The following is a 23713-nucleotide window of genomic DNA, read 5'->3' as shown; positions in this document are numbered from 1 at the left end:
GCAACATCATGCAATTGCATGGTGTTGCCCCGCAGGAAGCCCGTTGTGACCGTGATCACATTTTGATCGTTTCAGGTATTGCAAATCATCGAAAACCGCAGAAAATCAGCGCGATCATGCTCGGTACGCAATCAAGCCCGTCGGCCTCGCGTGCCGGCAGCGTCCTCTATCACCAATAAGTAAAAGGATTTACGCGCCCGGATCGTCATTCTGACTCGTTTCAGAGTCCTAAGCTATGGAGCGGGCCGCTGAGGGGCGGCCGGCGAACTGAAACGGTTCGCAAGCGATCTGGAACGCACTGAAAAGAGGAAGCAATGCGGCAATCCGGCAATGGCGACGGCGCGAACGTCGACCTGACCAAGCGGTGGGTGTACACCCCGCGCCCGATCAACGTCAAGCGCGGTCTGATGTACGGCATGATGGACCTGATGGGCGGCGGCTGGAACAACATCGTCTCCGGCGTCATCTTCGCCTATCTCACACTCGCGCAGGGCTTTAACCCCGCGCTCGCGGGCACGATCGCCGCGGCCGGGCGCATCGTCGACTGCGTGTGGAATCTGGTGCTGGGCCAGATCACCGACGAGTTCTACCGCACCCGCCTGGGCAAGCTGTTCGGCCGCCGCCACTTCTTCATCCTCATCGGCGGCGTGATGTTCCTGGCGGTCTTCCCGCTGTTCTGGATTAACGTGCAGGGCGCGGACGGCCAGCCGAACTTCTGGTACTACCTTGTGGTGTACGTGGCGATGGAGATGATCATCGCCATGATGCTCGTGCCGTGGGAGTGCCTGCCCACCGAGATGACCCGAGACTACCGCGAGCGCACGGTCCTGTCCGGCTCGCGCATGATCATCTCCGCCACCGGCACGGCCATGGTCTTCCTGATCCTCGCCGCGCTCAAGCAGGCCAACAACCCCAACGCCTACCTGATCGCCGGCGTCGCGTGGACCATCCTGTTCGTGGTCGCGATCTTCGTCACCTACCGCGGCACCTGGGAGCGCCCGCTCACCCCGGAGTTCCTGACCGAGCTCGATGCCCGCCCGAGCCTGTCCACGCTCGAATTCCTGAAACTGTCGATCCGCGGCTACCGCGACACCTTCCGCAACAAGGCGTTCCGCGTGCATCTGGGCGTCTACCTGCTGTCCTTCACTGGCAAGGACTTCTACTCCACGCTGCTGCCCACGTTCATCGTGTGCTGCGTGTACGGCAGCCAGGAGAGCTGGGCGTGGACGTTCCAGGCGCTGTCGATCGTCGGCATCCTCGTGACGATCGGCGCCGTGCCGCTCATGGTGTCGCACGGCCCGCGCTACCTGTTCCGCCTGTCGTACTGGCTGGTCATCGTCTCCATGGTCGGCTACGGCGTGACCTGGCTGCTCAGGCTCGATTCCCCGTTCGCGATCCTGCTGGTCGTCTCGCTGGTCTACCAGTGCGGCCGCGCGCTGCTCGAGTTCACCCCGTGGAACCTGTTCCCGTTCATGGCCGATGTGGACTACATCATGACCCGCGCCGATCGCACCGGCCTGTACGCCTCCGTAATGACCTTCTTCCGCAAGTCCACGGGCGCGATCGCCACTTGGGCCGCCGGCCTGCTGCTCGCGTTCACCGGCTACGACGCCAAGGCCATGAAGAACTACGGCACCACGCCGGACGACGTGCGCATGGGCATCGGCCTGGTGTTCCTGATCGGCACGCTGGTGTTCATCGTGGCGGCGCTGGTCCTGTCCCGCATGGTGTTCCTGAACCGCGAGACCCATCAGGTGCTCAAGGACGAGATCGAGCGTCTGGAGGCCGGCGGATCCAAGGCCGATGTGACGCCGGAGGCCCGCAAGGTGTGCGAGGAGCTCACCGGTCATCCGTACGAGAGCCTCTGGCCGGCCAAGCCCGAGATGTAGGCGTGTGACGGGTCCCTTCATCGCGTTGACCCGTGATCCTGCCCAAGCCCCCGTGGCGCGCCGATTGGCGTTGTTCGCGGGGGCTTGTTATATTGGGGGCGAATCTTTACGCCGTGTATCGAGGCGGGGATGCCGAGCTGTTCGCCGGCCAGTGGCTGGGCGGGTGGTTCAAGGTCTTCCGCAGCGATGGGTTTAACAAGGCGTGACAGGCAATTAGCCGGTCGCGCGTTGTAAGCGACCGTGGGACTTGTGGTGGCTTGTGCCGCCTGTGGTCGCGCGGTTGCGGCCCGTGCGGACGGCCCGGATACCAGCGTAAGGAGTTTCCCATGCGCGCCTCGATTGGCACAATCGTCGGCAAGACCGTCGAAATCTGCAAACTTGTACCCCTACTGCCCGTGGTGGTGGCCGCGGCGGTGCCGCTTGCCATGCTGTGGGATTGGCGGCCGTGGGGAGCCGCGGCACCGTGGGGCCAGTTGGGCCTGTGGGGGATGTCCCCCAACCCGAGCATGGGGCAGTGGGTGGTGATCGTGCTGGTGGTGTACACGGTGGTGGACACCCTGTTGGGCATGATCGACGATCTGCGCCATGGCCAGGTGGGCATCGATCTGCTGGCGATCATGGCGATCCTGTCCACGCTGTGTGTGGGAGAGTACTGGGCGGCCTGGGCGGTCACGCTGATGATCGCGTCGGGCGAGGCGATCGAGGGGTATGCGCAGTCCGCCGCGGAAGGCAGCCTGACCGCGCTGATGCAGGCCGCGCCGCGGGTGGCTCATGTGGTCGCACTGCCGGGCGTGGGGGCGGGCGCAGGCGTGAGCGCGGCAGCGGGCGGCAGCGCGGCGGAGAATCGGGCGGATCGCGGTGAAGGGGATGAGCAGGGCTTCCGTCATGTGATGGCTGGGGCGGCCGGGTCGTTGGCTCGGCCGGCTGGGTTTGCGTTTGACCCGGATGGATCAGGGGGCGCGGCCGCATCCGGCGCGAATCATTTCCGCACCGTGCCCGTGGAGGACGTGGCTGTCGGCGATGCGCTCGTGGTGCTGCCCGGCGAAACGGTGCCCGTCGACGGCACGCTGCTGAGCGGATCGGCCACGCTCGACCTGTCGAACATCAACGGCGAGCCCCTGCCCCGCGAGGTCTTCGCCGGTGCGCGCGTGATGTCCGGCGCGATCAACGGATCGACCACACTGACCATGCGCGCGGCCAAGCCCGCCGCCGAATCGCAGTACCAGCACATCCTCGAACTCGTTGCCGGGGCCAGGGAATCGAGGCCGGCCGTGGTGAAAACCGCCGACCGGCTGGCCGTGCCCTTCACCGTGCTGTCCTTGATCATCGCCGGTCTGGCGTGGTGGTTCGCCGGCACGCCGACCCGGTTCGCGCAGGTGCTCGTGCTCGCCACGCCGTGCCCGCTGCTGATCGCCGCGCCCGTGGCGTATGTGGCCGGCACCGGGCGGCTCGCTAAGACCGGCGTGCTCATCAAGACGCAGGACGTGCTCGAGAGGCTGGGGCGCGTGACGCACGTGTTCTTCGACAAGACCGGCACGCTTACCGTCAAGCAGCCGCAGGTCGTGCGCGTGGAGATGCTGCCGGGCGCCCCTACCCAGCTCGATGGGGACCATGTGCTCATGCTGGCCGGCGTGGTGGAGGGCTACTCCGTGCACATTCTGTCCAAGGGCATCGCGAAGGCCGGCGCCCAGGCCATGGGCCGTCTGCGCGAGCGGTTCGACGACGGGCGGCGCGCGTGCCCGGAATTCGTGGCGGGCGACGGGCGGTTCGGAACCGGTGACGCCTCCGGGATCGACGGGCTGTCCCTGCGCGACTACCCGGTGGTCCGGAACATCCATGAGGAGTCTGGGCATGGCGTGGCCGGCGAGGTGAATGGGCATGACGTGCGCGTGGGCAGGCTCTCGTTCGCCAATGCGGCGGCCGACGGGTTCCAGCCGGTCGCGGGTGCGGCTGCGGCTGCGGCCGGTGCGACGGACCCCAGCCGCTCCAACGCGGCCATCCGCACCCGCTTCGGCATGCTGCAGCCGGACGAGATGGCGTCCTACGTGTCCGTGGATGGCGTGCTTGTCGCCCGCATTGTGCTGCGCGATGTGCCGCGCGCCGACGCCAAGGCCGCGGTCGGGCGCCTGCGCGCGCTCGGCGTGCGCGCGGTCACCATGCTCACCGGCGACAAGAAGGCCTCCGCCAAAGTCATCGCCGGGGAAGTGGGGATCGACGACGTGCGCGCCGAGCTGTTCCCGGAGGATAAGGTCGAGGCGGTCCGCGCGGCTGGCGGCGAGCCGGGACCTCGCGGTGCCCGCAATTCCCGCGCGGTGACCATGATGGTCGGCGACGGCGTGAATGACGCCCCTGTCCTGGCCGCGGCCGACCTCGGCGTGGCCATGACCGACGGCACATCCACGGCCGCCTCCGAGTCCGCGCAGATCGTGATCATGAACGACAGCATCTCCGCCGTGCCGCAGTCCATCGCCATCGCACGCCGAACCCGCCGCGTGATGCTGCAGGCGGTGCTGCTCGGTCTGGCGCTCGCGGTCGTGGGCATGGTCGCGGCGGCCTTCGACATCATTCCGGTGGTCGTGGGCGCGTTCCTGCAGGAGGGCATCGACGTGGTGAGCATCCTGTGGGCGCTGACCGCCGTCCTCGACCGGGACTGAGCGCCGGTGCTCGGCACTGAGAGCCGGGCTGGTAGCCCGAGCCGACTCGGGGCGGGCTATATAGCAAAGTGGGGGCGGATTTCGCCGGTTGCACAGCGCTATACATCAAAGTGGGGGCGCCTGCACGCGCCAAAACGCGCCGAAACCATGTGGAAGCATGGCGATTTCCGCGAAATTCCGTGGACCTCGACGCCTGGGACCCACTGCGGGACGCCCCCACTTTGATGTATAGCATTCTGCACATGCCGAAATCCGCCCCCACTTCGGCGAATAGCCAGCGTGGGGCCAGCGCGTGGCCGGCGAGTGACTGGCGCGTGGCTGGCTGTGGACAATAAGTCGCCAATAAGCCGCCGGTAAGTCGCCAGCCCCAACCGTCAAATCCGCCCCAGATGCGCGGATATCCTCCCCGCGGCGGACAGGTCAGGCCCCGAGAACCCTGTGGCCAACCCCTTCCCCGATCCGCCGGGTTGCGATAGGCTGTGATCTGTGACTGAATCTTCGAATACTGCTGAAAACATCGCGAATGAGCTCCGCATCGCCGTCATTGGCGCCGGTCCCGCCGGTGTGTACTCCTCCGACATCTTCCTGCGCCAGCTGAGGAAGCTGGGCGAGGGCCTGGGCCTTGGCACGCAGGCCCGCATCGACCTGTTCGAAAAGCTGCCGGTGCCCTTCGGCCTGGTCCGCTACGGCGTGGCCCCCGACCACCCCTCCATCAAGTTCATCGCCGACGCCCTCGAGAAGACGCTCGACAACCCGGACATCCACCTCTACTGCGACGTGGAGTTCGGCAAGGACGTGACCCTCGAGGACCTCCTCGCCCGCTACGACGCCGTGCTGTTCGCCACCGGCGCCGTCAAGGATAAGCCACTGCGCATCCCCGGCGCGGACCTCGAAGGCGTGTACGGCGCCGCCAAGTTCGTCGAATGGTACGACGGCTACCCCACGGGCGCCCGCGAGTGGCCGCTCACCGCCGAGAAGGTGGCCGTGATCGGCGGCGGCAACGTGGCCATGGATGTGGCCCGCGAGCTCATGCGCAACGCGGACGACCTGAAGGCCAAGACCGACATCCCAGACAACGTGTACGCCGGCATCCAGGCCAACAAGGCCAAGGAGCTCCACCTGTTCATCCGCCGCGGCGTGGCCCAGGCCAAGTTCAGCGTGCAGGAGCTGCGCGAGATGGAGAAGCTGCCGGGCGTGCAGCTCATCATCAACGAGGACGACTTCGAACTGGACGACGACACCATCGAGGTGGCCCAGAAGGACAAGCTCACCCGCCAGATGGTGGAGGAGCTGTACACCATCCGCGAAATGGCCGAGGACATGGAGGACGACGGCGACGTCGACTTCGAGGGCAACCCCGCGGACCGCAAGTACTACGTGCACTTCAACTCCGCGCCCACCGAGATCCTGGGCGAGGACGGCAAGGTGACCGCGATCCGCGTGGAGCGCACCGAAACCGGCGCCGACGGCAAGATGCACCGCGCCGGCGAGTTCACCGACTACCCGGTCGAGGCCGTGTACCACGCGATCGGCTACCAGCCCGCCGAGGCCCCCGGCATCGCCTACGACGCCAAGGGCGCGCATCTGGCAAACGCGAACGGCGACGGCCGCATCACCACCGAGCCGGATGGCGGCGAGATCCGCGAGCGTCTGTACGCCACCGGTTGGGCCAAGCGCGGCCCGGTGGGCCTGATCGGCTCCACCAAGTCCGACGCGCTCGCGATCGTGACGAACATGCTCGAGGATCTGGCCAAGGCCGCTGAGGGTGGCCGCGTGGCGCCCGATCGCGATCCGGAGTCCATTGACCGCCTGCTGGAAGGCCGTGGCATCCGGCCGATCGACTTCGCCGGCTGGAAGAAGGTCGACGCCTTCGAGCGCGCCGAGGGCGCCAAGGAGGGCCGCGAGCACAAGAAGGTGATCGAGCCCGCCCAGATGCGCGAGCTCGCCCACGCCTGATCGTGCCGTCATCCTAGGGGTGGCGGATGGCCCTCCCGTCATCCTGAGGGAGGCGGATGGCTCTCCCGTCATCCTGAGCGAAGCCCGAAGGGCCGAGTCGAAGGATCCTTAGCCTTGTGCATTGTGACTTTGTGTGAGGTGATAAAGGATCCTTCGACTGCGCGCTGCGCGCTCCGCTCAGGATGACAGCTTTCGTCATCCTGAGCGAAGAGGGACCTCGCCCCAAGGCATCCCTAGGCAACGCCCAGAAAAATCACAGCGTCGTTCCGTAGTCTGGGGAATATGAATGGGCAGACAGGGCAGTTGCGCGTGCACGGCCACTTCAACGGGCTGAAGACCACGCTGTTATTCGGGCTGATGTGGGCCATCATCATGCTGATCTGGTGGGCCACGGGCGGCAGCCGCGGCACGCTCGGCGTGTACATCCTCATCGGCCTCGGCACCACGTTCATGTCCTACTGGTTCTCCGACCGCATCGCCATCGCCTCCATGGGCGCCCGCGAGGTCTCCGAGGCCCAGGCCCCCGAACTCTACCGGATCGTGCGCGAACTGTCCGCGCGGGCCGGCCGCCCCATGCCGCGCATCTACGTCGCGCCCACCATGAGCCCCAACGCCTTCGCCACCGGCCGCAACGAGCATCACGCGGCCGTCTGCTGCACGCAGGGCATCCTCCAGCTGCTCAACGAGCGCGAACTGCGCGGCGTGCTGGGCCACGAGCTCATGCACGTTTACAACCGGGACATCCTCACCTCCGCGGTGGCCTCCGCCATGGCCACTGTGATCACCTATCTGGGCTACTCGCTCATGTACTTCGGCGGCGGCTCGCGCGACGATCGCGAGGGCAACGGCGGCGGATTGGGGCTGATCGGCGTGCTGGCCAGCGCGATCCTGGCCCCGATCGGCGCCTCGCTCATCCAGATGGCGATCAGCCGCACCCGCGAATTCGACGCCGACGAGGACGGCAGCCGCCTCACGGGCGACCCGATGGCCCTCGCATCCGCGCTCAACAAGATCGAAACCGGCATCGGCATGGCCCCGATGCGACAGACCGCCGGCACCCAGTCGGCCGCGGCCATGATGATCGCCAACCCGTTCCGTGACGGCGGATTCAGCCGACTGTTTTCCACACACCCGCCCACCTCCGAGCGCATCGCGCGCCTCATGCAGATGAGCCAGGAGATGTCCTCCGCCACGCAGATTCCCTATCAGTGAGGCTCGCCGACTGACAAGTGAGCTCCGAAGACTGGCGGCGGGGCGGCTTGGTGCCGGTTCCCCGCCGGCTGGCGGGGCGGCCCGGGGCGCCGATTCTCGGTCGCGGCCCGGCCAGTGGGCGACGTCACTTGCGGTAGTACTGCGCCTGCGCTTGCCAGAGCTGCCGGTACTTGCCCGCGGTCTCGCGAACCAGCTCATCGTGCGTGCCGGTCTGCACGATCCGCCCGCGGTCGAACACGGCGATCTCGTCGCAGAACCGGCATGAGGACAGGCGGTGGCTGATGTACACGGCGGTCCGATCGGTGGCGATCCGGTCGAACCGGGCGTAGATGGCCGCCTCCGCGACCGGGTCCAAGGCGGCGGTCGGCTCGTCGAGCACGATGAACGGGGCGTCGCGGTACAGGGCGCGGGCGATGGCGATCTTCTGCGCCTCCCCGCCGGACACGTCCACCCCGTGTTCGTCGAGCTCGCGGTACAGGGGCGTGTTGAGTCCCTCGGGCAAGTCGGTAATCCGGTCGGCCAGATCGGCACGCTCCAGGCAGTCGCGCACGAGTGCGGGATCGTAGTGCGCGCTCGCTGCCACGTTCTGGTCCAGCGGCAGGGCGAGGAGGCGGAAATCCTGGAAGACCACTGAGAACAGGCGCATGTATTCGTCGTACCGATATTTGCGGATGTCGATGCCGTTGAGCAGAATCCGGCCCTCGGTCGGGTCGTAGAGACGGGCGAGGAGCTTGATGAACGTGGTCTTGCCGGACCCGTTCTCGCCCACCACCGCGAGCCGGCCGCCGATGCGGAACCTGAGGTTGACGTGGCGCAGGGCCCATGTGCCGGTCGGGGCGCCGGGGTATCGGAAGGACACGTCGCGGAATTCCACGTCATACTGGCGGTCCGTGCGCTTCTCCGTGGTCAGGCTGCCCTGGTACATCGTGTTCGGCGTGTCCAGAAAATCGAACAGCCGCCGCAGGAACGGCCCGTTCGCCTTGACCTGCACGCCCATCTCGAACAGTTTCGAGACGCCGGCGAACATGGTGGTGATCGCGCCCACGTATTGGGTGACGGCTCCCACGCCGAACGCCCCGCCCAGGGCCTTGAGGCACACGTAGGTGTAGGCCACGCCGGTGATGAGCGATGCGCATGCCGCGCCCGCGCCGAGCAGCGGGGCCATGCGCCGGTACAGGACGCGGCCGAACGGCCCGTTCAGATCCCACGGCTCGTTGGCCTTCTGGAACGGCAGCGCCACCTCCTCGTACTGACGGTAGATGCGCAGGTCCAGCGCGCGTTTGGCGTCCTGGTACAGGTAGCTGAAGAACCGGAACACGCGGTTGCCGAATCGGCCCTCCTTGTCCAGCACATCCCAGTATCGTTCGCCGCGTTCGGCCAGAAGCGTCGAAGCCAGCACGATCGCCACGATCAATCCGATGGCCACCGCGCCCAGCCACGGGCTGTTGAGCGCCGTGAGCCAGCCCGCGCCCGCGGAATCCGGCACCGGCGTGGTGAACAGAGTGACCGAAAGCCCGATGCCGCCGAACACCCGGAACACCGCGGGCATGGAGGTCTGATAGATCCACAGCGCGGTGCGCTGCCCGCGGCCGGTGAAATGATCGGTCTGCTGGATGCGCGCGGTGGCGTCGCTCGTATGCGCGTCGTCCACGAGCGGATAGTCCATGGTGAGCAGTTTGTCCGGGATCGTCTGGTATCCGGCGGGTTCGATCACGCCGTTTTCCGCATTCGCCCAGTGCTTGGCGGCGGCGGATGCCAGTCCCAGCGCCAGTCCGACCGCGAGGGTCAGCAGCACCCACATGCGCAGACGGTCCAGGTCGCGCGCTCCGGCGAGCTCGTCGATCAGCCGCGCGGACAGCCAGATCGTCGCATAGGGGAACGCAGCGTCGAACAGGGCGCTGATGGTGATGGCGGCGAACCAGCCGGGCCGGTACCGCCAATACAGGCCCAGGGCGCGTAGATTGAGCCGCCATGCCTCGCGGAGCGTTGTGGGCTTGCTGGCTTCGTCCGTGTATTCCTTGGTCGCGGTTTGCGTGTCTGCGTTCATCGCCGTGCTCCTTCCTGCGGATGCTGCGTCGCACCGCCCGTGTCCGTGTGTGGTTTTGCCGTGGGTTTGTCCCGGTAGTACTTGCTTTGCGTGCCGAACAGCCGGGCGTACTCGCCGCCCGCGGACAGAAGCTGCTCGTGCGTGCCCTGTTCTGCGATCCGCCCGTCCGCGAGCAGCACGATCCGGTCGCAGAACCGGGTGGAGGCCAGCCGGTGCGAGATGAACACCGATGTGCGTCCCTTGGTCATGCGCGCGTAATGCCGGTAGATGTCGTCCTCCGCGATCGGGTCCAGCGCGGCGGTCGGCTCGTCGAGCACGAGGATCGGCGCGTCGCGGTACAGGGCGCGGGCGAGCATGAGCCGCTGTATCTGCCCGCCGGACAGTTCCACCCCATCCTCGTACACCTCGCGTCCCAGATGCGCGTCCATCCCTCCCGGCAGACCCGCCACCAGTTCCGCGAGTCCCGATCGTTCCAGACAGTCGACCACGCGGGTCCGGTCCGCGTCCGCGACCGTTTGCGCCACGTTCTGCGCGATCGTGGAGTCCAGGACGCTGAAATCCTGGAACACAGCGGCGAACAGCCGGTAGTAGTCGCGCCGATCGTACTGGCGGATGTCGATCCCGTCGAGCGTGACACGGCCCGCATCCGGGTCGAGGAACCCGCAGACAAGCTTGACGAGCGTGGTCTTGCCCGCCCCGTTGAGACCCACTAGGGCGAGCCGCTCGCCAGCGTGGATGGTGAGGGTCACATCGTGCAGGGTGTCCCGATCGGCACCGGGATAGCGGTAGGAGACGTGTTCCAGACCGATCCGGTACACGTGCCCCGGGATGCGATCGAGCCGCCGGCCGGTCCCGAGATTGAAGGGTTCGGGCCAGTCGAGGAATTCGCGGATCTGCGCGATGTCCTGGCTTTCCTTGCCGAGTTCCGTGAACTGGTCGAGGATGCCGGTGATCCACGCGCCGAATCCGGTCACGGCGGTGAAATACAGCAGGAACCGGGAGGCGGGCAGGCCTTGGTCCAGGGTCAGCCAGATCAGGTAGGCGTACGCCACGCCGTTGCGCAGAAGCATGAGGGCCGCGTCGATCACGTTCGCCCACATGGCGTTGGCCTCGCGCCTGGCGTAGAACCCCGCCAGCGCCCGCAGCGCTTCGGCCCGCAATTCCATGATCCACGGGCGCAGATTGAACATGCGGATATCCTTCGCATACTCCCGCTTGTTGCCCAGATCGTTGAGGTATTCGAACCGCTTGATGGTCGCCTGCTCCTGGGCGCGATGCCGGAATCCCCACCCGTTGATGCGCTTGCCGGGCAGGTACCCGGCCACGGCGGTCAGGATCACCACCCCCATCAGCCACGGGCTCAGCCCGCCCAGCACCGCCGCATAGGCCGCGAATCCGATCACATTGGTGAGGATCTCGGTCCACGTGCTCCAAATCCTTTCGGTGGGCGCCCAGTTGCTGTTGCACGCATCGCTGCATTTGCGCTCCGCCGCGCGGAACGCGGGGTCCAGCGTGTTGACGTACGACGTGCCCGCCACCTTGCGCCCGATGCTCCACAGCAGTTCGTCGCGCACGGACGTGCGATCGAACACCTTGCACGTGTCGAGATACTCGTGCACCCCGTGCAGCGCCGCAAGCACGGCCGTGAATCCCGCGATCGCGAGCAGCGTGCCGCCCGCCGTCGCATGCGTTTCGATGCGATGCAGGATCATCGGCGCGATGAACAGTTCCGTGATCGTCATGCCCGCTGCGGCCACCGCCATGGCCGTGACCGCGAAGGGAACGCCGCGCGCCACCCGCCATGCGATGGACAGCATGAACCGGGTATTGCTCCACATGCCGTACCGCAGTTTGCCGCCGCGTTTGGTCGTGCTGCGCGCGCTTGCATCGGGTCCATTCACGCCTTGTCCGCCCGCTTGCCCGCCCGTGCCGGCGCTTTGGTCATCGTGGTCTTCCGTGCTGCCGTGGGTTGCCATGGCCGCCTCCTTTCCGCGTTGAGTCCGTTCTAACGCGGAAAGGAGGGACGCGCCGGCCGATGGGGACGAAACGCGCGAATTCGGGGACGAATCGCATGGATTGCGCGGTGGGGCGGTCCAATCGGCGTGTCGGGCTGCCGCCGTCGCGTCACGCCTGTGGCAGCAGAATCTCCGTGGTGAACGCGCCGGATTCCGAGTTCCGGCTCAGATACCCGCCCGCATCCTCCACGATCCGATCGATGTGCACCAGCCCGAAGCCGTGGCCTTCCCCCTTCTTGGTGGTGGGGAACAGCCCGCCCTTCTTGCGCCGCTTGCCTGCTGGCGCCGCATTGGTGAACGAGATGTACAGTTGCGGGCCCTTCATGTCCATGTACACGCGGATCATCCGCTCGGATTCGGGCAGCGCCTCGTTCGCCTCGATCGCATTGTCGAACAGGTTGCCCAGCACGCAGCACAGGTCCAGCTCGGAGATCCTCAGCTTGATGGGGATGCGGGCGTCCACGCGCGCGTCGATGCCATGCGCCTTCGCCAGCGACACCTTGCTGTTGAGGATCGCGTCGGCCATGGCGTTGCCGGATTTGATGGGTGTGTCCAGCTCCTTCAGCTCGGCGTCGAGCCCGTCCAGATAGCTGCGGATCGCGGCGATGTCGCCGTTCGCCGCCAGTACCTTGAGCGTCTGGATGTGATTGCGGTAGTCGTGCCGCCAGATGCGCATCTGCCGGTACATGTTCTCCACTTCGCGGTAGTGCGTGTCCACCAGTTCGCGCTGGTATGCGGCCAGCGCCTTGCTGGCCCGGCTGCGGCCGAAGAATCGTGGAAGCTTCATGGCGGTGCCCTCACGTCCTTTCGATGATCGCCCGGTTGAGCGGCTCGTATGCGCCTCGAGGCAGGCGCAGCGCCTCCCCGTCCGTCAATTCCACGGCGGTTCGCGTGACCCGGCGGATCCGTCGCAGGCTCACGATCAACCCCCGCCCGGCGCGGAAGAACTCCGGCCCCAGCTCGTCCTCGAACTCGCTGAGCGAGCGTTTGACCGTGTACGCGCGCTCAGCATGGATGGTCACATAGTTCTGTCTCACATCCAGATACCGTATCGTCCCCAGCGGAATGCGCACCACGCCCTCCGCATACTGCAGATTCAGGCATCGCTCGCCCTGCCGCAGCCGTTGCGCGGCCCGGTCCAGCACCGCGAACAGCTTGCGCGCGTCCACCGGCTTCATGAGGTAGTGCAGGGCCTCCACGTCGTAGCCTTCGGCGATGTAGTCCGAGTATCCGGTGATGAACACGATCTGCGTGCGACCGCCGTTCTCCTCGCGGCGCACGGCCTTCGCGAGCTCGATGCCGTCCATCGCGCCCGGCCCGCCTGCACCGCCCGTCTTGCCCATCTCGATGTCGAGCAGCAGAATGTCGTAATCCCGCCGTTCCTCGTAGCGGGAAAGCAGCCGCTCGGCGGAGGGGAACGTCTCGGTTTCCACGTCCGCCGAGCGCGACTCGGCCCAGCGACCGACCAGCGACCGCACATATGCGGCGTCCACGTCACTGTCGTCACAAATGGCGATGCGGTACGGCATGCTGGGCCCCTTTCCGGTCCCATCCTATCCACGTCCCGCCGTGCCGTGCCACGCCGCGCGCGTGCCACGTGCGGGCCGCGGGCGGACCACGCCACATTCCGTATGTTGCGGATGCGCGCAGGTCCGCTCATGTGGTACAGTTGCTATTTGTGCATTCGCGCGTGGCGCGGGGCCGACTGCGGATGTAGTTCATCGGTAGAACGAAAGCTTCCCAAGCTTTAAAGGCGGGTTCGACTCCCGTCATCCGCTCCACTGTGTTTTTCCCGTCATTTCGGTGGAATTTCAACGTTCTTGGGTTTCTCCAACTGTTCCCAGAGCCGGTGTCTTGCTCTATCTTGCATAGTGGGGGCGGATTTGGGCTTCTGCAGAGCGATAAACATCAAAGTGGGGGCGTCTGCGCGGCTCTTCGACGGTGATGTCCACAGACGGGTCATTGGAAAATCGCGGAAAACGGCCTCTTCGCCGTGACGGATGCGGGCTCGGTGCGGGGTTGACGCGCCCCCACTTTGATGATTAGCACTCTGCAGAAGCCCAAATCCGCCCCCACTATGCGAGATAGCCGCCGAATGCGCGCCAAATTCGCGCCGAATGCGCGCCAAATTCGCGTGTGCGCCCCCGATTGTGTCCCGATTGTGTCCACCGTGTGTCCACGATTTCATGCTGTCCGCGCTTTTGGGGCGGATTCGGTCTCGAAATCCGCCCCAAAAGCGCAGATACTTGCTCGCGGAACCCGCGAAGGACTAGGACTCCGAAGCCGAGGCGGCGGCCGTCGGCAGCTCGCCCTTGATGGCCCACTCGGGGAAGCGCTGCTTCTGATCCATGGCCATGAGCTCGCCCACGGTCACGAACTCGTAGCCCTGCGCCTTGAGGTCGTCGATGATGCCGGGCAGCGCCTCGATGTCCTGTTCGCGGTTGCCGCCGCCGGTGTGCATGAGCGCGATCGCCCCGTTGTGCGCCTGCTTGAGCACGGTGTCGTGGATGGCCTGCGCGCCCGGCATCTTCCAGTCGAGCGTGTCGATGTCCCACAGCACGTTGGTGGAGATGAGATCGCCCGCGCGCTCCCAGTCCTTGTTGGTGAACGCGCCGTAGGGGGAGCGGAACATGCGCGAGGTCACGCCGGCCGAAGCCAGACCGTCGAAGCCCGCGGTGAGCTCGGAGCGCAGGCCGTCGTCGCTGAGCTTGGGCAGGAACGGGTGCGTGTTCGAGTGGCTGCCCACCTGATGCCCCTCGTCGACCATGCGCTTGACGGTGTCCTTCATCTCCGCCGACTGTGTGCCGATGTTGAAGAAGGTCACGTGCACGCCCTTCTCCTTGAAGATGTCCAGCATCCTGGGCGTGTATTCGCTGGGGCCGTCGTCGAAGGTGAGCGCGATGACCTTCCTGTCCGCGGGCACGTGCGGCGTGAGCGCGGTGATTTGCTCGTCCACCGGCTCCTTGGTCACGCCCTTGTCCACCACTTCGCCGGACACCTTGCCGACCCACGTCTCCTTGGTGCCGTCGGAGCCGGGCAGGTGCAGCTGGATGATGCCGCCGGTCACGATGTTCGTGGCCTTCTTGCCGTGCGGAATCACCTCGACCTTGTCCTCGTGCTCCTCCTCCTTGTCCGCGCCGTTCTCCAGCGTGACCTCGTCCTGCTCCTTGAGATGGGTGGACGCGAGCTTGTCCTGCGGCACTTCGACGCCGTTGACGGTCACCTTGATCGGCTCGCCGCCCTTGTCGTCCAGCACCTTGCCGGTCAGCGAGATGAGGCGACCCGGAACCTTCTGGAAATCGGCGTTGTCCTGCAGGATGCGCTCGATCGAATGGCCGTTGCGGATGTTCACGATCTGCCCGTCCACGATCACCGGGTACTGCCGGAGGTTGTTGTACCAGTACCAGCCGCCAGCGGTGCCCAAGCCGCCGATCGCCACGATCACGGCCAACACAATCGCCACCATCTTGCCCGCGCCGCGCTTCATCCGCGAGCCCCCGTTGCCTTGCGCACTGCCGTTGAAATCCAATTCCTCGATGTCATGATCGGATACATTGTCGAGCTGATGCTCCATGCCGACGTCATTCGGCTCATCGTTTTGGGTCGCCATAAACACTCCTTAAACTGACAATCCGCCTACAGCCTATAAGGACGCCGATGCGGACGCGCGGGCATCACGTATTATTCACTTTGCCGCGTTCGCTAGGGCGCCGCAGAATGATCGATTGGCGTCAGAATGAGCAAATCCAATGCGTGAGCCGGCTTTGGGGGGTGCTACGGCAATGGATCCGCTCACTTTGCGATCGAGCGGCCGCACAATGAGCAAATCCATTGCGCAGGACTACAAACTACAGCAATGCGCCGGCGAGCAGCCAGCCGCCGGTGACGCACAGGAGAGGCACGAGCATGGTCGCCGCCAGATAGGCCGCCGCAAGGGGCGTTTTGCCCTTGCGAGCCAGCGTGACGATCTCGTTGATGGCCGTGGAGAACGTGGAGAATCCGCCCAGGAAGCCGGTGACGAACAGCAGGTACGTGGGATGGGTCACGGCCAGTTGCGCGTAGGCACCGGCCGCCACGCCCGCGCAGAAGGTGGCGATGATGTTGATGATGAACGTGGGCAGCGGGAAGGGGTGCTTCCACCACTGCTTGATCGAGACGGTGAGCACGAATCGGGCCACCGCGCCAAGTCCGCCGCACGCGCAGATGCCGAGGAAGACCATCATCGCCCAGCCTCCCCGTTGCGCTGGGTGGGTTTGACGTCATCCTGATGTCGTTCGTTGACGGCCGTGATGATGCGCGCGAAGCTGGGCGCGTCGTCGTCCGCATCGCTGACGATGTTCGGCACGAACAGCGGCTTCACCGTCGGTTCCGGCTCGGAGGCTTGCTCCGGGGTCTCCTCTTCGTCATCCTGAGTGGAGCGCAGCGGAGTCGAAGGATCCTTGCCCTCGGTCTTCTGATCGTCCGCGATCTCTTCCGGAGTCTCCGCGTTATCGTCCTGACCGGCCTCGCCCAGCTCGGTCAGCCCCGCCCTGTCATCCTGGCCTGCCTCGTCATCCAAAGAGGCACCTGCCTCGGCAGTCTCCTCCCCGTCATCCTGAGGGGAGCGGAGCGTAGCCGAAGGATCCTTAACCTCGACAGTATCCTTAACCTCAGCAGTCTCGCTCTCGGTCTCAACAGCCTCAGCCGCCGCATCCCCCTCATCCACGTCATCGTCGCGGAACGACGGGAACACCAGCTTCGGCAGCGCCTTCTCCACCACCTGCGAATTGCGCGACACGGGCCCGAAGACGAGCGCGTCGGCGTTCACGCGGTCCAGCATCGGCGGCTTAACCGAGTTGCGATGATGCACCTTGCGCGCCCGTCCGAACACCTCGGTGGGAGCCTCATCAGCCGTCGCACGGGCGACCTGCACGCCGGCTCCGGTGCCTAGATCCGCAGACGTGCTGGCGGCTGTGCGGACGCGTCGTGCATCCGCGGCGCGGGGATCGGTGCTCCGGGGATCGGCGTCCCGCGCATCAGGCGCGATCGACGCCGGGACGACGGGCGCGTTGACAGGCGCGCTGGCATGCGCATCACCCAAAGCGGCGGCTGCCATGCCTGACGCCACCGTGGCCTCGTTATCCTCGATATCGGTCGGATTCGCCGCCAAAAACGCGTCGGCGGCCGCCTCGGCATCCTCCACGGTGATCATCCTGCCCGCACTGCCCGCGGCGATCGGACTCGTGCCGGTCGTCCCCAGCGCTCCGGAAGCGGACGAGACGGAACCTGGCACGCCGTCCAGCCCCTGCACGGGTGCGAATCCCGTTCCGGTCGCCGTCCTGCCGGCTACACGATCGGATTCGCCGGAACCAGCGCCGGAACCAGCGCCCGCGCCCGCACGCGACGCGGTCATCGCCAGCGCCAGCTTCGCGCCGCCGTATGCCACCGCCAGACCGCATGCGAAACTCACGATCTCATAGAACGCCACACCTGCGATGTTGCCCCCGCGCCAGCTCATCAGCTCCTCGATCACCATTGCGCTCAACGTCGAAAAACCACCGCACATGCCCATGCCCACACCGCGGTTCACCAGCTCGCGCGTGCGCGCGGGGATCCACCTGGCCCGTCCCATCGACGCGGTCAGCCACGCGAAGATGAAGCAGGCGAGCATGTTCGCCACGAACGTGGCCGTGTGGAATACGGACAGCAGACCGCTCTGGGCCGCGGTGTTCGGGATCGCCAGACTGATCCCGTAACGCATGGCCGTGCCCACGCAGCCGCCCAGGAACACCACCAGATACAGCACGATGTCCGTCAGCGGCGAGCCGTCGGAACCTGCCGAACCGGAACCGGACGCGTCACTGGATCCACCTCGCCTGAAGCCGCGCACGTCCCCAGAGGCCGGGGCCATGGGGGAGACGATGGTTTGCGTGGTCGCCGCCGGTTCGACGATGCGACCGCGGTTCAATCCGGACAAGCCGGTGGATTCGTTGTCTGATGTGGTCATAGGCGCAATGTCCGCAAATAGTCGAAATGGCCGCCAAACGGATGTTCGACGGCCGAAAGGTCAGGCGAGCAGGGAGTGGACCTGAATGATGTGGTCGCGCTGGGGGCCGGTGCCGATCACGGAGATGCGGCAGTTGCTGATCTCCTCAAGGCGCTTCACATACGCCTGGCAGGTGGCCGGCAGGTCCTCGAAGCTGTGGACCTTGGAGATGTCCTCGTCCCAGCCCGGCATGGTCTCGTACACCGGCTTGGCGGCGGAGAACGCGGCCTGATCGGTGGGCATGTCGTCGTAGCGGGTCACGGTGCCGTCTTCGTTCTCCACCTCGTACGCCACGCAGATCGAGATCTCCTTGAGGCCGGTGAGCACGTCCAGCTTGGTGAGCACGATGTCCGTCAGGCCGTTGACCTGGGAGGCGTAGCGGGTCACCACGGCGTCGAACCAGCCGCAGCGGCGCGGGCGGCCGGTGGTCACGCCGTATTCGTGGCCCTGCGCGCGCAGCCAATCGCCCTGCTCACCGAACTGCTCGGTGGGGAAGGGGCCCTCGCCCACGCGGGTCACGTACGCCTTGGCCACGCCGATCACGCGATCGATTTTGGTGGGGCCCACGCCGGTGCCCGTGCAGGCGCCGCCGGCGGTGGGGTTGGAGGAGGTGACGAACGGATAGGTGCCGTGGTCCACGTCCAGCATGGTGGCCTGGCCACCCTCGAACAGCACGGTCTTGCCCTCGTCCAGAGCCTTGTTGAGGATCAGCGACGTGTTGGCCACGTACGGCTTGAGGCGCTCGCCCAGCTTGAGCAGCTCGTCCGTGGTCTGGTCCACGTCGATGGGGCGGCGGTTGTACAGCTTGACCAGCATCTGGTTCTTCTGGTGCAGGCTGGCCTCAACCTTGTCGTGCAGGTGGTTGGCGTTGAACAGGTCGTGCACGCGGATGCCCACGCGGTTGATCTTGTCCGCGTACGCCGGGCCGATGCCGCGGCCGGTGGTGCCGATCTTGTGCTTGCCCAGGAAGCGCTCGGTGACCTTGTCGATCACGCGGTGGTACGGGGCGATGATGTGCGCGGCCTCGCTCACCAGCAGGCGGGAGCAGTCCACGCCGCGGCTCTGCAGGCCGTCGATCTCCTGGAAGAGCACCTCCACGTCCACCACGACGCCGTTGCCGATCACGGGGGTGACGTTGGGGGAGATGATGCCGGAGGGCAGCAGGTGCAGCGCGTACGTCTCGTCGCCGACCACCACCGTGTGTCCGGCGTTGTTTCCGCCGTTGAAGCGGGCGACGTAGTCCACATGGGTGCCGATGAGGTCGGTGGCCTTGCCCTTGCCCTCGTCGCCCCACTGTGCGCCAATCAACACGATTCCGGGCATGATTGCACCTCCGCAGGTTATGCCGTATTAAAGATCAAGCCGCCTCATAGCCTAACGCGAGCCCTAAACCGTGCGCGCACGCGTCTCACATTGCACGCGCGCCCAGCCGCCATGTCGATTTTCCCCAACCTGCGCCCCGATTTTCGCAGGTTGGAAAGAATCTGCAGATTGGAAACGCGTTTGAGCCGCTCACATGCAGAATCCTTCCAATCTGCGATTCCGGGGGCGCAGGTTGGAAGAATTCTGCATCGGCTTGATCGGCTCCGTGCGCTCAGTCCGTCTGCGCCGGCGTCGAATCGGGGCCGAACAGCAGCTGATGCACGGCGTCGGTCATGCGCGTGGTCTCGCCGAGCTTGACCTGCATGGGGATCAGATCGCCCACGAGACCGGGTGCCGGAGCCGGCGCGGGCGCGGCGGGCTCGGCGTTTATGCCGGCAACGTTCGGATCCGGATTCGTCCCCGCATCGTCCGATCCGCCCATCTCCGCGATCATCCGTTGCGAGACGGTCTCCACGAGCGAATCGAAATCCTGCAGGATCGATGTGATGCGCATGCCCGCCAGATCGGTCACGTACGTGCCGTCGTACGCCATGATCTGCATGTGATCAGGCACCCGCACGCCGCGTCGCAGCGCTTCCTGCACGCAGAACGCAGCGGCCATGTCCGGGGCCACGATCGCATCGGCCTCCGGGAAGCGATCGAACGCCTCGCGCGCCACCGACTCGAACGCCGAGAAATCGCTCACGTCCGGCACCTCGAGGTAGTCCCAGCGGATGCCCGCCAGATCCAGTGTGCGCTCGAAGGCGAGGTGGTAGCGCACGGGCGGGAACGTGGTGTTGCCGCCCAAGTGATCGAGATCGGCGTCGATCGCGGCGGCGGGCTGCGCCGATGTGCTGGGCTGCGCCGTGGGATCCGGTGCGCTTTGCCGCGGGGTGTCCTGACCGCCCTTCATGTCCGCGCTGAGCAGATCGTTGTACTGCGATCGCGGGCCGCCGATCTCCACCACATGACGCACGCCGGTGAGCGCGAACATCGTCGCGGCCAGCTCGCCGCCCTGCTCATGATCGGAGCCGATCGACGGGATCGACGCGCCCAGATAGCGGTCGAAGGCGACGATGGGCCGTCGGATCGACGTCCAGTAGTCGGCCGGATGCGTGGTGTGGCCCACCATGATCAGGCCGTCCATCATGTGCCGGCGCAGCATGTCCACGTACTGGTCCTCGCCGGATCCCATATCCGCCGTGGAGCACACGATCGTGCGGTACCCCGCGTCGAACAGCCGCCCCTGCAGTCCGGCGACCAGCGTGGCGAAGAACGGGTGGCGGATGGTCGGCACGATCACACCCACCATGTTCGTGCGGTCGTGATACAGATTGCGCGCCAGCTCGTTGGGCACGTAGTTGAGCGACTTCATGGCGGCCGTGACCCTCGCGCGCATCTCCGTGGACACATACCCGTTGCCGTTGACCACCAGCGACACCGTGCTCAACGACACGCCCGCCTTGCGCGCCACATCACGCATTCCGACCATCGCGAACCTCCTTTGTCCTGTTTTGTCCTGCGTCCTGCCTTGGTTCTGACTGTTGTCCTGCCTGTCGAACATCTCGAACGTTGGTTCCATCCTACTCGAACCGGTTCGCGTCTTCCTGAACAATTCCTGAGCGCGTCGTGCCGGCTGGGCTCCCCGGCTTCCCCGGCTGGGCTCCCTCGGTCATCCTGAGCCGAGGCGAAGTCTCTCCCCGTCATCCTGAGCACTGAGCCGTGAAGCGGACAGCCCAGTGGGCTGTCCGTAGGCGAGGGGAGCCGCCGCCAAGGCGGCGACGGTCCGGCGCAGCCGGACACCGTCAGCCGGAGTCGAAGGATCCTTAACACTGCGCATAAACGAGCACAACCAATGTACAGTGGCCAAGGATCCTTCGACTACGCCCTAACGGGCTTCGCTCAGGATGACAAAAAGGACTGGCCCCAATCATTCCATCCTGAGCGGAGGGAAGTCCCTCCTGGTCATCCTGAGCGTAGCGAAGCGGAGTCGAAGGATCTTTAACTTCCGCACAAGATTCAGGATCCTTCGACTACGGCTACGCCTCTGCTCAGGATGGCCGAGGGAGCCGCCCTTAGTACCGCGATCCGGCCGTCTAGCGACGAGCCGCCGATCGCGCTTCCGCTCGCGCGCGGGCCTTCGCGACCACGTCGTGCGTGGAACCGGCACCCTCGCCGCGCACGCCGAAGAGCACGATCAGCAGTTGCACGAACACCAGGAACGCACTGACGCGCAGGGTCCACTGGGTGCCGAAGATCGACGCCAGAATCGGATCGGGCCCACCCGCCGAGCCCGCAGACCCCGTAGAACCCGCCGAGCCCGCAGACCCCGCAAAGCCGAACGCGCCGCCCATGTACAGCTGGATCAGCGTCTCCATCAGGATCACCAGCACGGGCGCGCCCACAGCGCCGGCGATCTGCCGCACGGTGTTGGTGACCGCGGATCCGGCCGAAACCTCCGAAGGCTCAAGGCAGTTGAGCGACCAGGTGGTGATGGGCATGATGATGAAGCCCATGCCGATCTGCCGGATGAACTGCCAGATCGAGACCCACCAGATCCACGTGTCGGTGTCGATCAGACTCAGCATGATCGTGCCGAACAGCAGGATGATCGTGCCGGACAGGGCCACGGGCCGCGCGCCGAGACGGTCGAGCAGCTTGCCGCCGAAGTACTGGGAGATGCACATGCCGAACGCGCCGGGCATCATCACGAGTCCGCTGATCGTGGCGGAGAAGCCGCGATCGTCCTGGATGTACAGCGGCATGATCACCATGATCGAGCTGAACGCGAAGAAGCTCAGGGCCGCGCAGATCGTGCCGATCGTGAAGCTGCGGTTCCTCAGCACGCCCAGATTGAGCAGCGGCGGTTCCGCGCCGGGCTTGTCCGCCGCCACCGCGCGGGCCCTGCGGATCTGGCGGGCGACGAACCAGATGATGCCCACCACGCCGATCAACGTGGACAGCCACACCATCGGGTGCGTGGCCGGGAACGCCTCGATGTTCGTGAAGCCGAACATCAGCCCGCCGAAGCCGAAGACGGACAGCGCCACGGAGAAGAAGTCGGCCTTGGCCCCCGGATCGTTCTCGCCGAAGTCGCGCAGCCACAGGACCGCCATGATCAGGCACGCCACGCCGATCACCGTAAGGGTCAGGAAGATCGATCGCCAGCCGAAGGAGTCGGTCTGCCATCCGCCGATCGTGGGGCCCAGCGCCGGGGCGACGCTCATCGCCATGCCGACCGTGCCCATCGCCATGCCTCGGCGGGAGAGCGGGTAGATGGAGAACACGGTGATCTGCAGCACCGGCCACATCACGCCCGTGCCCACGGCCTCGAGCAGTCGGCCCAGCAACACGATCAGGAACGACGATCCGATCCACGCGCACAGCGAGCCCGCGGTGAACACCGCCATGGAGACGATCACGATCTGCCGCGTGGAGAAGCGACGCGTGAGGAATGCGGTGAGCGGCACCATCACGCCCATGACCAGCTGGAAGATCGACGTAAGCCACTGGGCGGTGGTCACGGAGATGTTGAATTCGGACACGATCGTGGGCAGCGCGGCACTCAGCTGCAGCTGCGTGAAGTTGCCGACGAAGGTGATGAAGGTGAGGATCGCGATGGATACGAACGCCGGGCGGGTCAGGTGCCCGTCCACGTATGATTCGCCGATTTTTTCCCTCGCGCCCTTCGCCAGTTTCGCCATTCGATCATCGCCTTCGTGCGTTCGTTCCCAAAGAAAGCGTGATTAGCCTACGCGCACCCGTGGATCGATTGCCGGGCGGCGGAAAGCCCCCGTTGTCATCCTGATCACTGAGCCGTGAAGCGGACAGCCCACTGGGCTGTCCGTAGGCAGGCCGAGCCGTGAAGCGAACGCCGGCGGCGTTCGCAGGCGAGGGCGAACGACAGTGAGCGAATGAAGCCGCGACTGCAGGCCGACCGCAGTTGCGGTCGAGCCGCCCCAAGGCGGCGACGGTCCGGCGCAGCCGGACACCGAAGCGCGAAGTCGAAGGATCCTTGGCCGCAGCGCATCGATCGTCCGCCCCGCGCGCATGATCTGCCCAGTTTGGCCCTGCTGATGCCCCGGCTGATGGCGCAAACTGGGCAGATTGGGACTCTATTTTTGTGAACTGGGCAGATCTGGTTATCTGGAGGCCGATTTGGGCGCGTAGCGAACACGATCTGCCCAGTTTGCGCCGCGAGGATCCCGATTTGCCCAGTTTGTGGGGGCGATGAGGGTGCGAAGTTAAGGATCCTTCGACTTCGCCCTGACGGGCTCCGCTCAGGATGACCGAAAAAGACCTCCGCCCGCTCGGGATGACGAAAAGTCCCACGCTGTCATCCTGAGCGTAGCGAAGGATCCTTGGCCATTGCGCATTGAGTCGTGGTTCCGGCTAGTGCGGGAGGTTAAGGATCCTTCGACTGCGCCCTGACGGGCTCGCTCAGGATGACGGGAAGCCGACCGTCCACGTGCTCAGGATGACGTGAGAGCCGCCCGCGCCCGTCCGAATGCCGACAATTCCATCCGAATTAACACAAAAGAATGACGGGGTAA

At 65.8% G+C, this 23713-nt stretch carries 14 protein-coding genes, 1 tRNA gene and 1 pseudogene; 6 read left to right on the top strand and 10 right to left on the bottom strand.

The window, feature by feature from the left end:
• Positions 1 to 8: 8 nt before the first annotated feature.
• The 5 genes from EMO90_RS12140 (at position 9) to htpX (ending at position 7711) form a co-directional block, all read left to right on the top strand.
• Positions 9 to 179, top strand: coding sequence for a hypothetical protein (locus EMO90_RS12140; protein WP_190972069.1), 171 nt, complete (start codon positions 9 to 11; stop codon positions 177 to 179).
• Positions 180 to 314: 135 nt separating this feature from the next.
• On the top strand, positions 315 to 1889 hold the full coding sequence (locus EMO90_RS06360; RefSeq protein WP_223849809.1) for an MFS transporter: 1575 nt from the start codon (positions 315 to 317) through the stop codon (positions 1887 to 1889).
• Between the two features lie 326 nt (positions 1890 to 2215).
• Positions 2216 to 4543 (top strand): heavy metal translocating P-type ATPase, encoded by a 2328-nt coding sequence (locus EMO90_RS06355; protein ID WP_150354616.1) that lies wholly within the window; start codon positions 2216 to 2218, stop codon positions 4541 to 4543.
• A 486-nt stretch (positions 4544 to 5029) separates the two neighbouring features.
• Positions 5030 to 6499: an FAD-dependent oxidoreductase gene (locus EMO90_RS06350; protein WP_395952964.1), complete on the top strand. Its 1470-nt coding sequence runs from the start codon at positions 5030 to 5032 to the stop codon at positions 6497 to 6499.
• 282 nt (positions 6500 to 6781) lie between these two features.
• Entirely contained in the window at positions 6782 to 7711 is a 930-nt protein-coding gene (htpX, locus tag EMO90_RS06345) for a zinc metalloprotease HtpX (protein ID WP_150354615.1), read from the top strand.
• Between the two features lie 124 nt (positions 7712 to 7835).
• Here htpX and EMO90_RS06340 read toward each other — a convergent pair whose 3' ends face one another.
• From EMO90_RS06340 to EMO90_RS06325, 4 genes are all read right to left on the bottom strand, one after another.
• On the bottom strand, positions 7836 to 9758 hold the full coding sequence (locus EMO90_RS06340; protein ID WP_150354614.1) for an ABC transporter ATP-binding protein: 1923 nt from the start codon (positions 9756 to 9758) through the stop codon (positions 7836 to 7838).
• Positions 9755 to 11734: an ABC transporter ATP-binding protein gene (locus EMO90_RS06335; protein ID WP_223849808.1), complete on the bottom strand. Its 1980-nt coding sequence runs from the start codon at positions 11732 to 11734 to the stop codon at positions 9755 to 9757. The genes EMO90_RS06340 and EMO90_RS06335 overlap by 4 nt, the downstream gene beginning before the upstream one ends.
• Before the next feature lie 148 nt (positions 11735 to 11882).
• A complete protein-coding gene (locus EMO90_RS06330) occupies positions 11883 to 12560 on the bottom strand; it encodes a sensor histidine kinase (RefSeq protein WP_150354613.1) in 678 nt (225 codons plus the stop codon).
• Between the two features lie 10 nt (positions 12561 to 12570).
• The gene (locus EMO90_RS06325) at positions 12571 to 13302 is read right to left on the bottom strand and encodes a LytR/AlgR family response regulator transcription factor (RefSeq protein WP_150354612.1); all 732 of its coding nucleotides are present in this window, start codon (positions 13300 to 13302) and stop codon (positions 12571 to 12573) included.
• Positions 13303 to 13480: 178 nt separating this feature from the next.
• Here EMO90_RS06325 and EMO90_RS06320 point away from each other — a divergent pair.
• Positions 13481 to 13554 (top strand) — tRNA-Gly (locus tag EMO90_RS06320).
• A 488-nt stretch (positions 13555 to 14042) separates the two neighbouring features.
• On the opposite strand, the gene EMO90_RS06315 is transcribed toward EMO90_RS06320, so the two are convergent.
• From EMO90_RS06315 to EMO90_RS06290, 6 genes and pseudogenes are all read right to left on the bottom strand, one after another.
• A complete protein-coding gene (locus EMO90_RS06315; RefSeq protein WP_150354611.1) occupies positions 14043 to 15383 on the bottom strand; it encodes a polysaccharide deacetylase family protein in 1341 nt (446 codons plus the stop codon).
• A 238-nt stretch (positions 15384 to 15621) separates the two neighbouring features.
• Positions 15622 to 15996 (bottom strand): fluoride efflux transporter FluC, encoded by a 375-nt coding sequence (locus EMO90_RS06310; RefSeq protein ID WP_150354610.1) that lies wholly within the window; start codon positions 15994 to 15996, stop codon positions 15622 to 15624.
• Positions 15993 to 17759, bottom strand: a complete 1767-nt coding sequence (locus EMO90_RS06305; protein WP_223849807.1) for a CrcB family protein — start codon at positions 17757 to 17759, stop codon at positions 15993 to 15995. The genes EMO90_RS06310 and EMO90_RS06305 overlap by 4 nt, the downstream gene beginning before the upstream one ends.
• Before the next feature lie 60 nt (positions 17760 to 17819).
• Entirely contained in the window at positions 17820 to 19121 is a 1302-nt protein-coding gene (locus tag EMO90_RS06300) for an adenylosuccinate synthase (RefSeq protein ID WP_150354609.1), read from the bottom strand.
• 457 nt (positions 19122 to 19578) lie between these two features.
• Positions 19579 to 20652, bottom strand: a pseudogene (locus EMO90_RS06295) (LacI family DNA-binding transcriptional regulator); the annotation flags it as partial.
• Between the two features lie 604 nt (positions 20653 to 21256).
• Positions 21257 to 22864 (bottom strand): MDR family MFS transporter, encoded by a 1608-nt coding sequence (locus EMO90_RS06290; RefSeq protein ID WP_150354607.1) that lies wholly within the window; start codon positions 22862 to 22864, stop codon positions 21257 to 21259.
• Positions 22865 to 23713 lie beyond the last annotated feature (849 nt).

Source organism: Bifidobacterium vespertilionis (genome assembly GCF_008698145.1).
Taxonomy (GTDB): domain Bacteria; phylum Actinomycetota; class Actinomycetes; order Actinomycetales; family Bifidobacteriaceae; genus Bifidobacterium; species Bifidobacterium vespertilionis.
The sequence above is the reverse complement of the archived record's forward strand: the minus strand, read 5'-3'. Positions and strand labels throughout refer to the sequence as shown.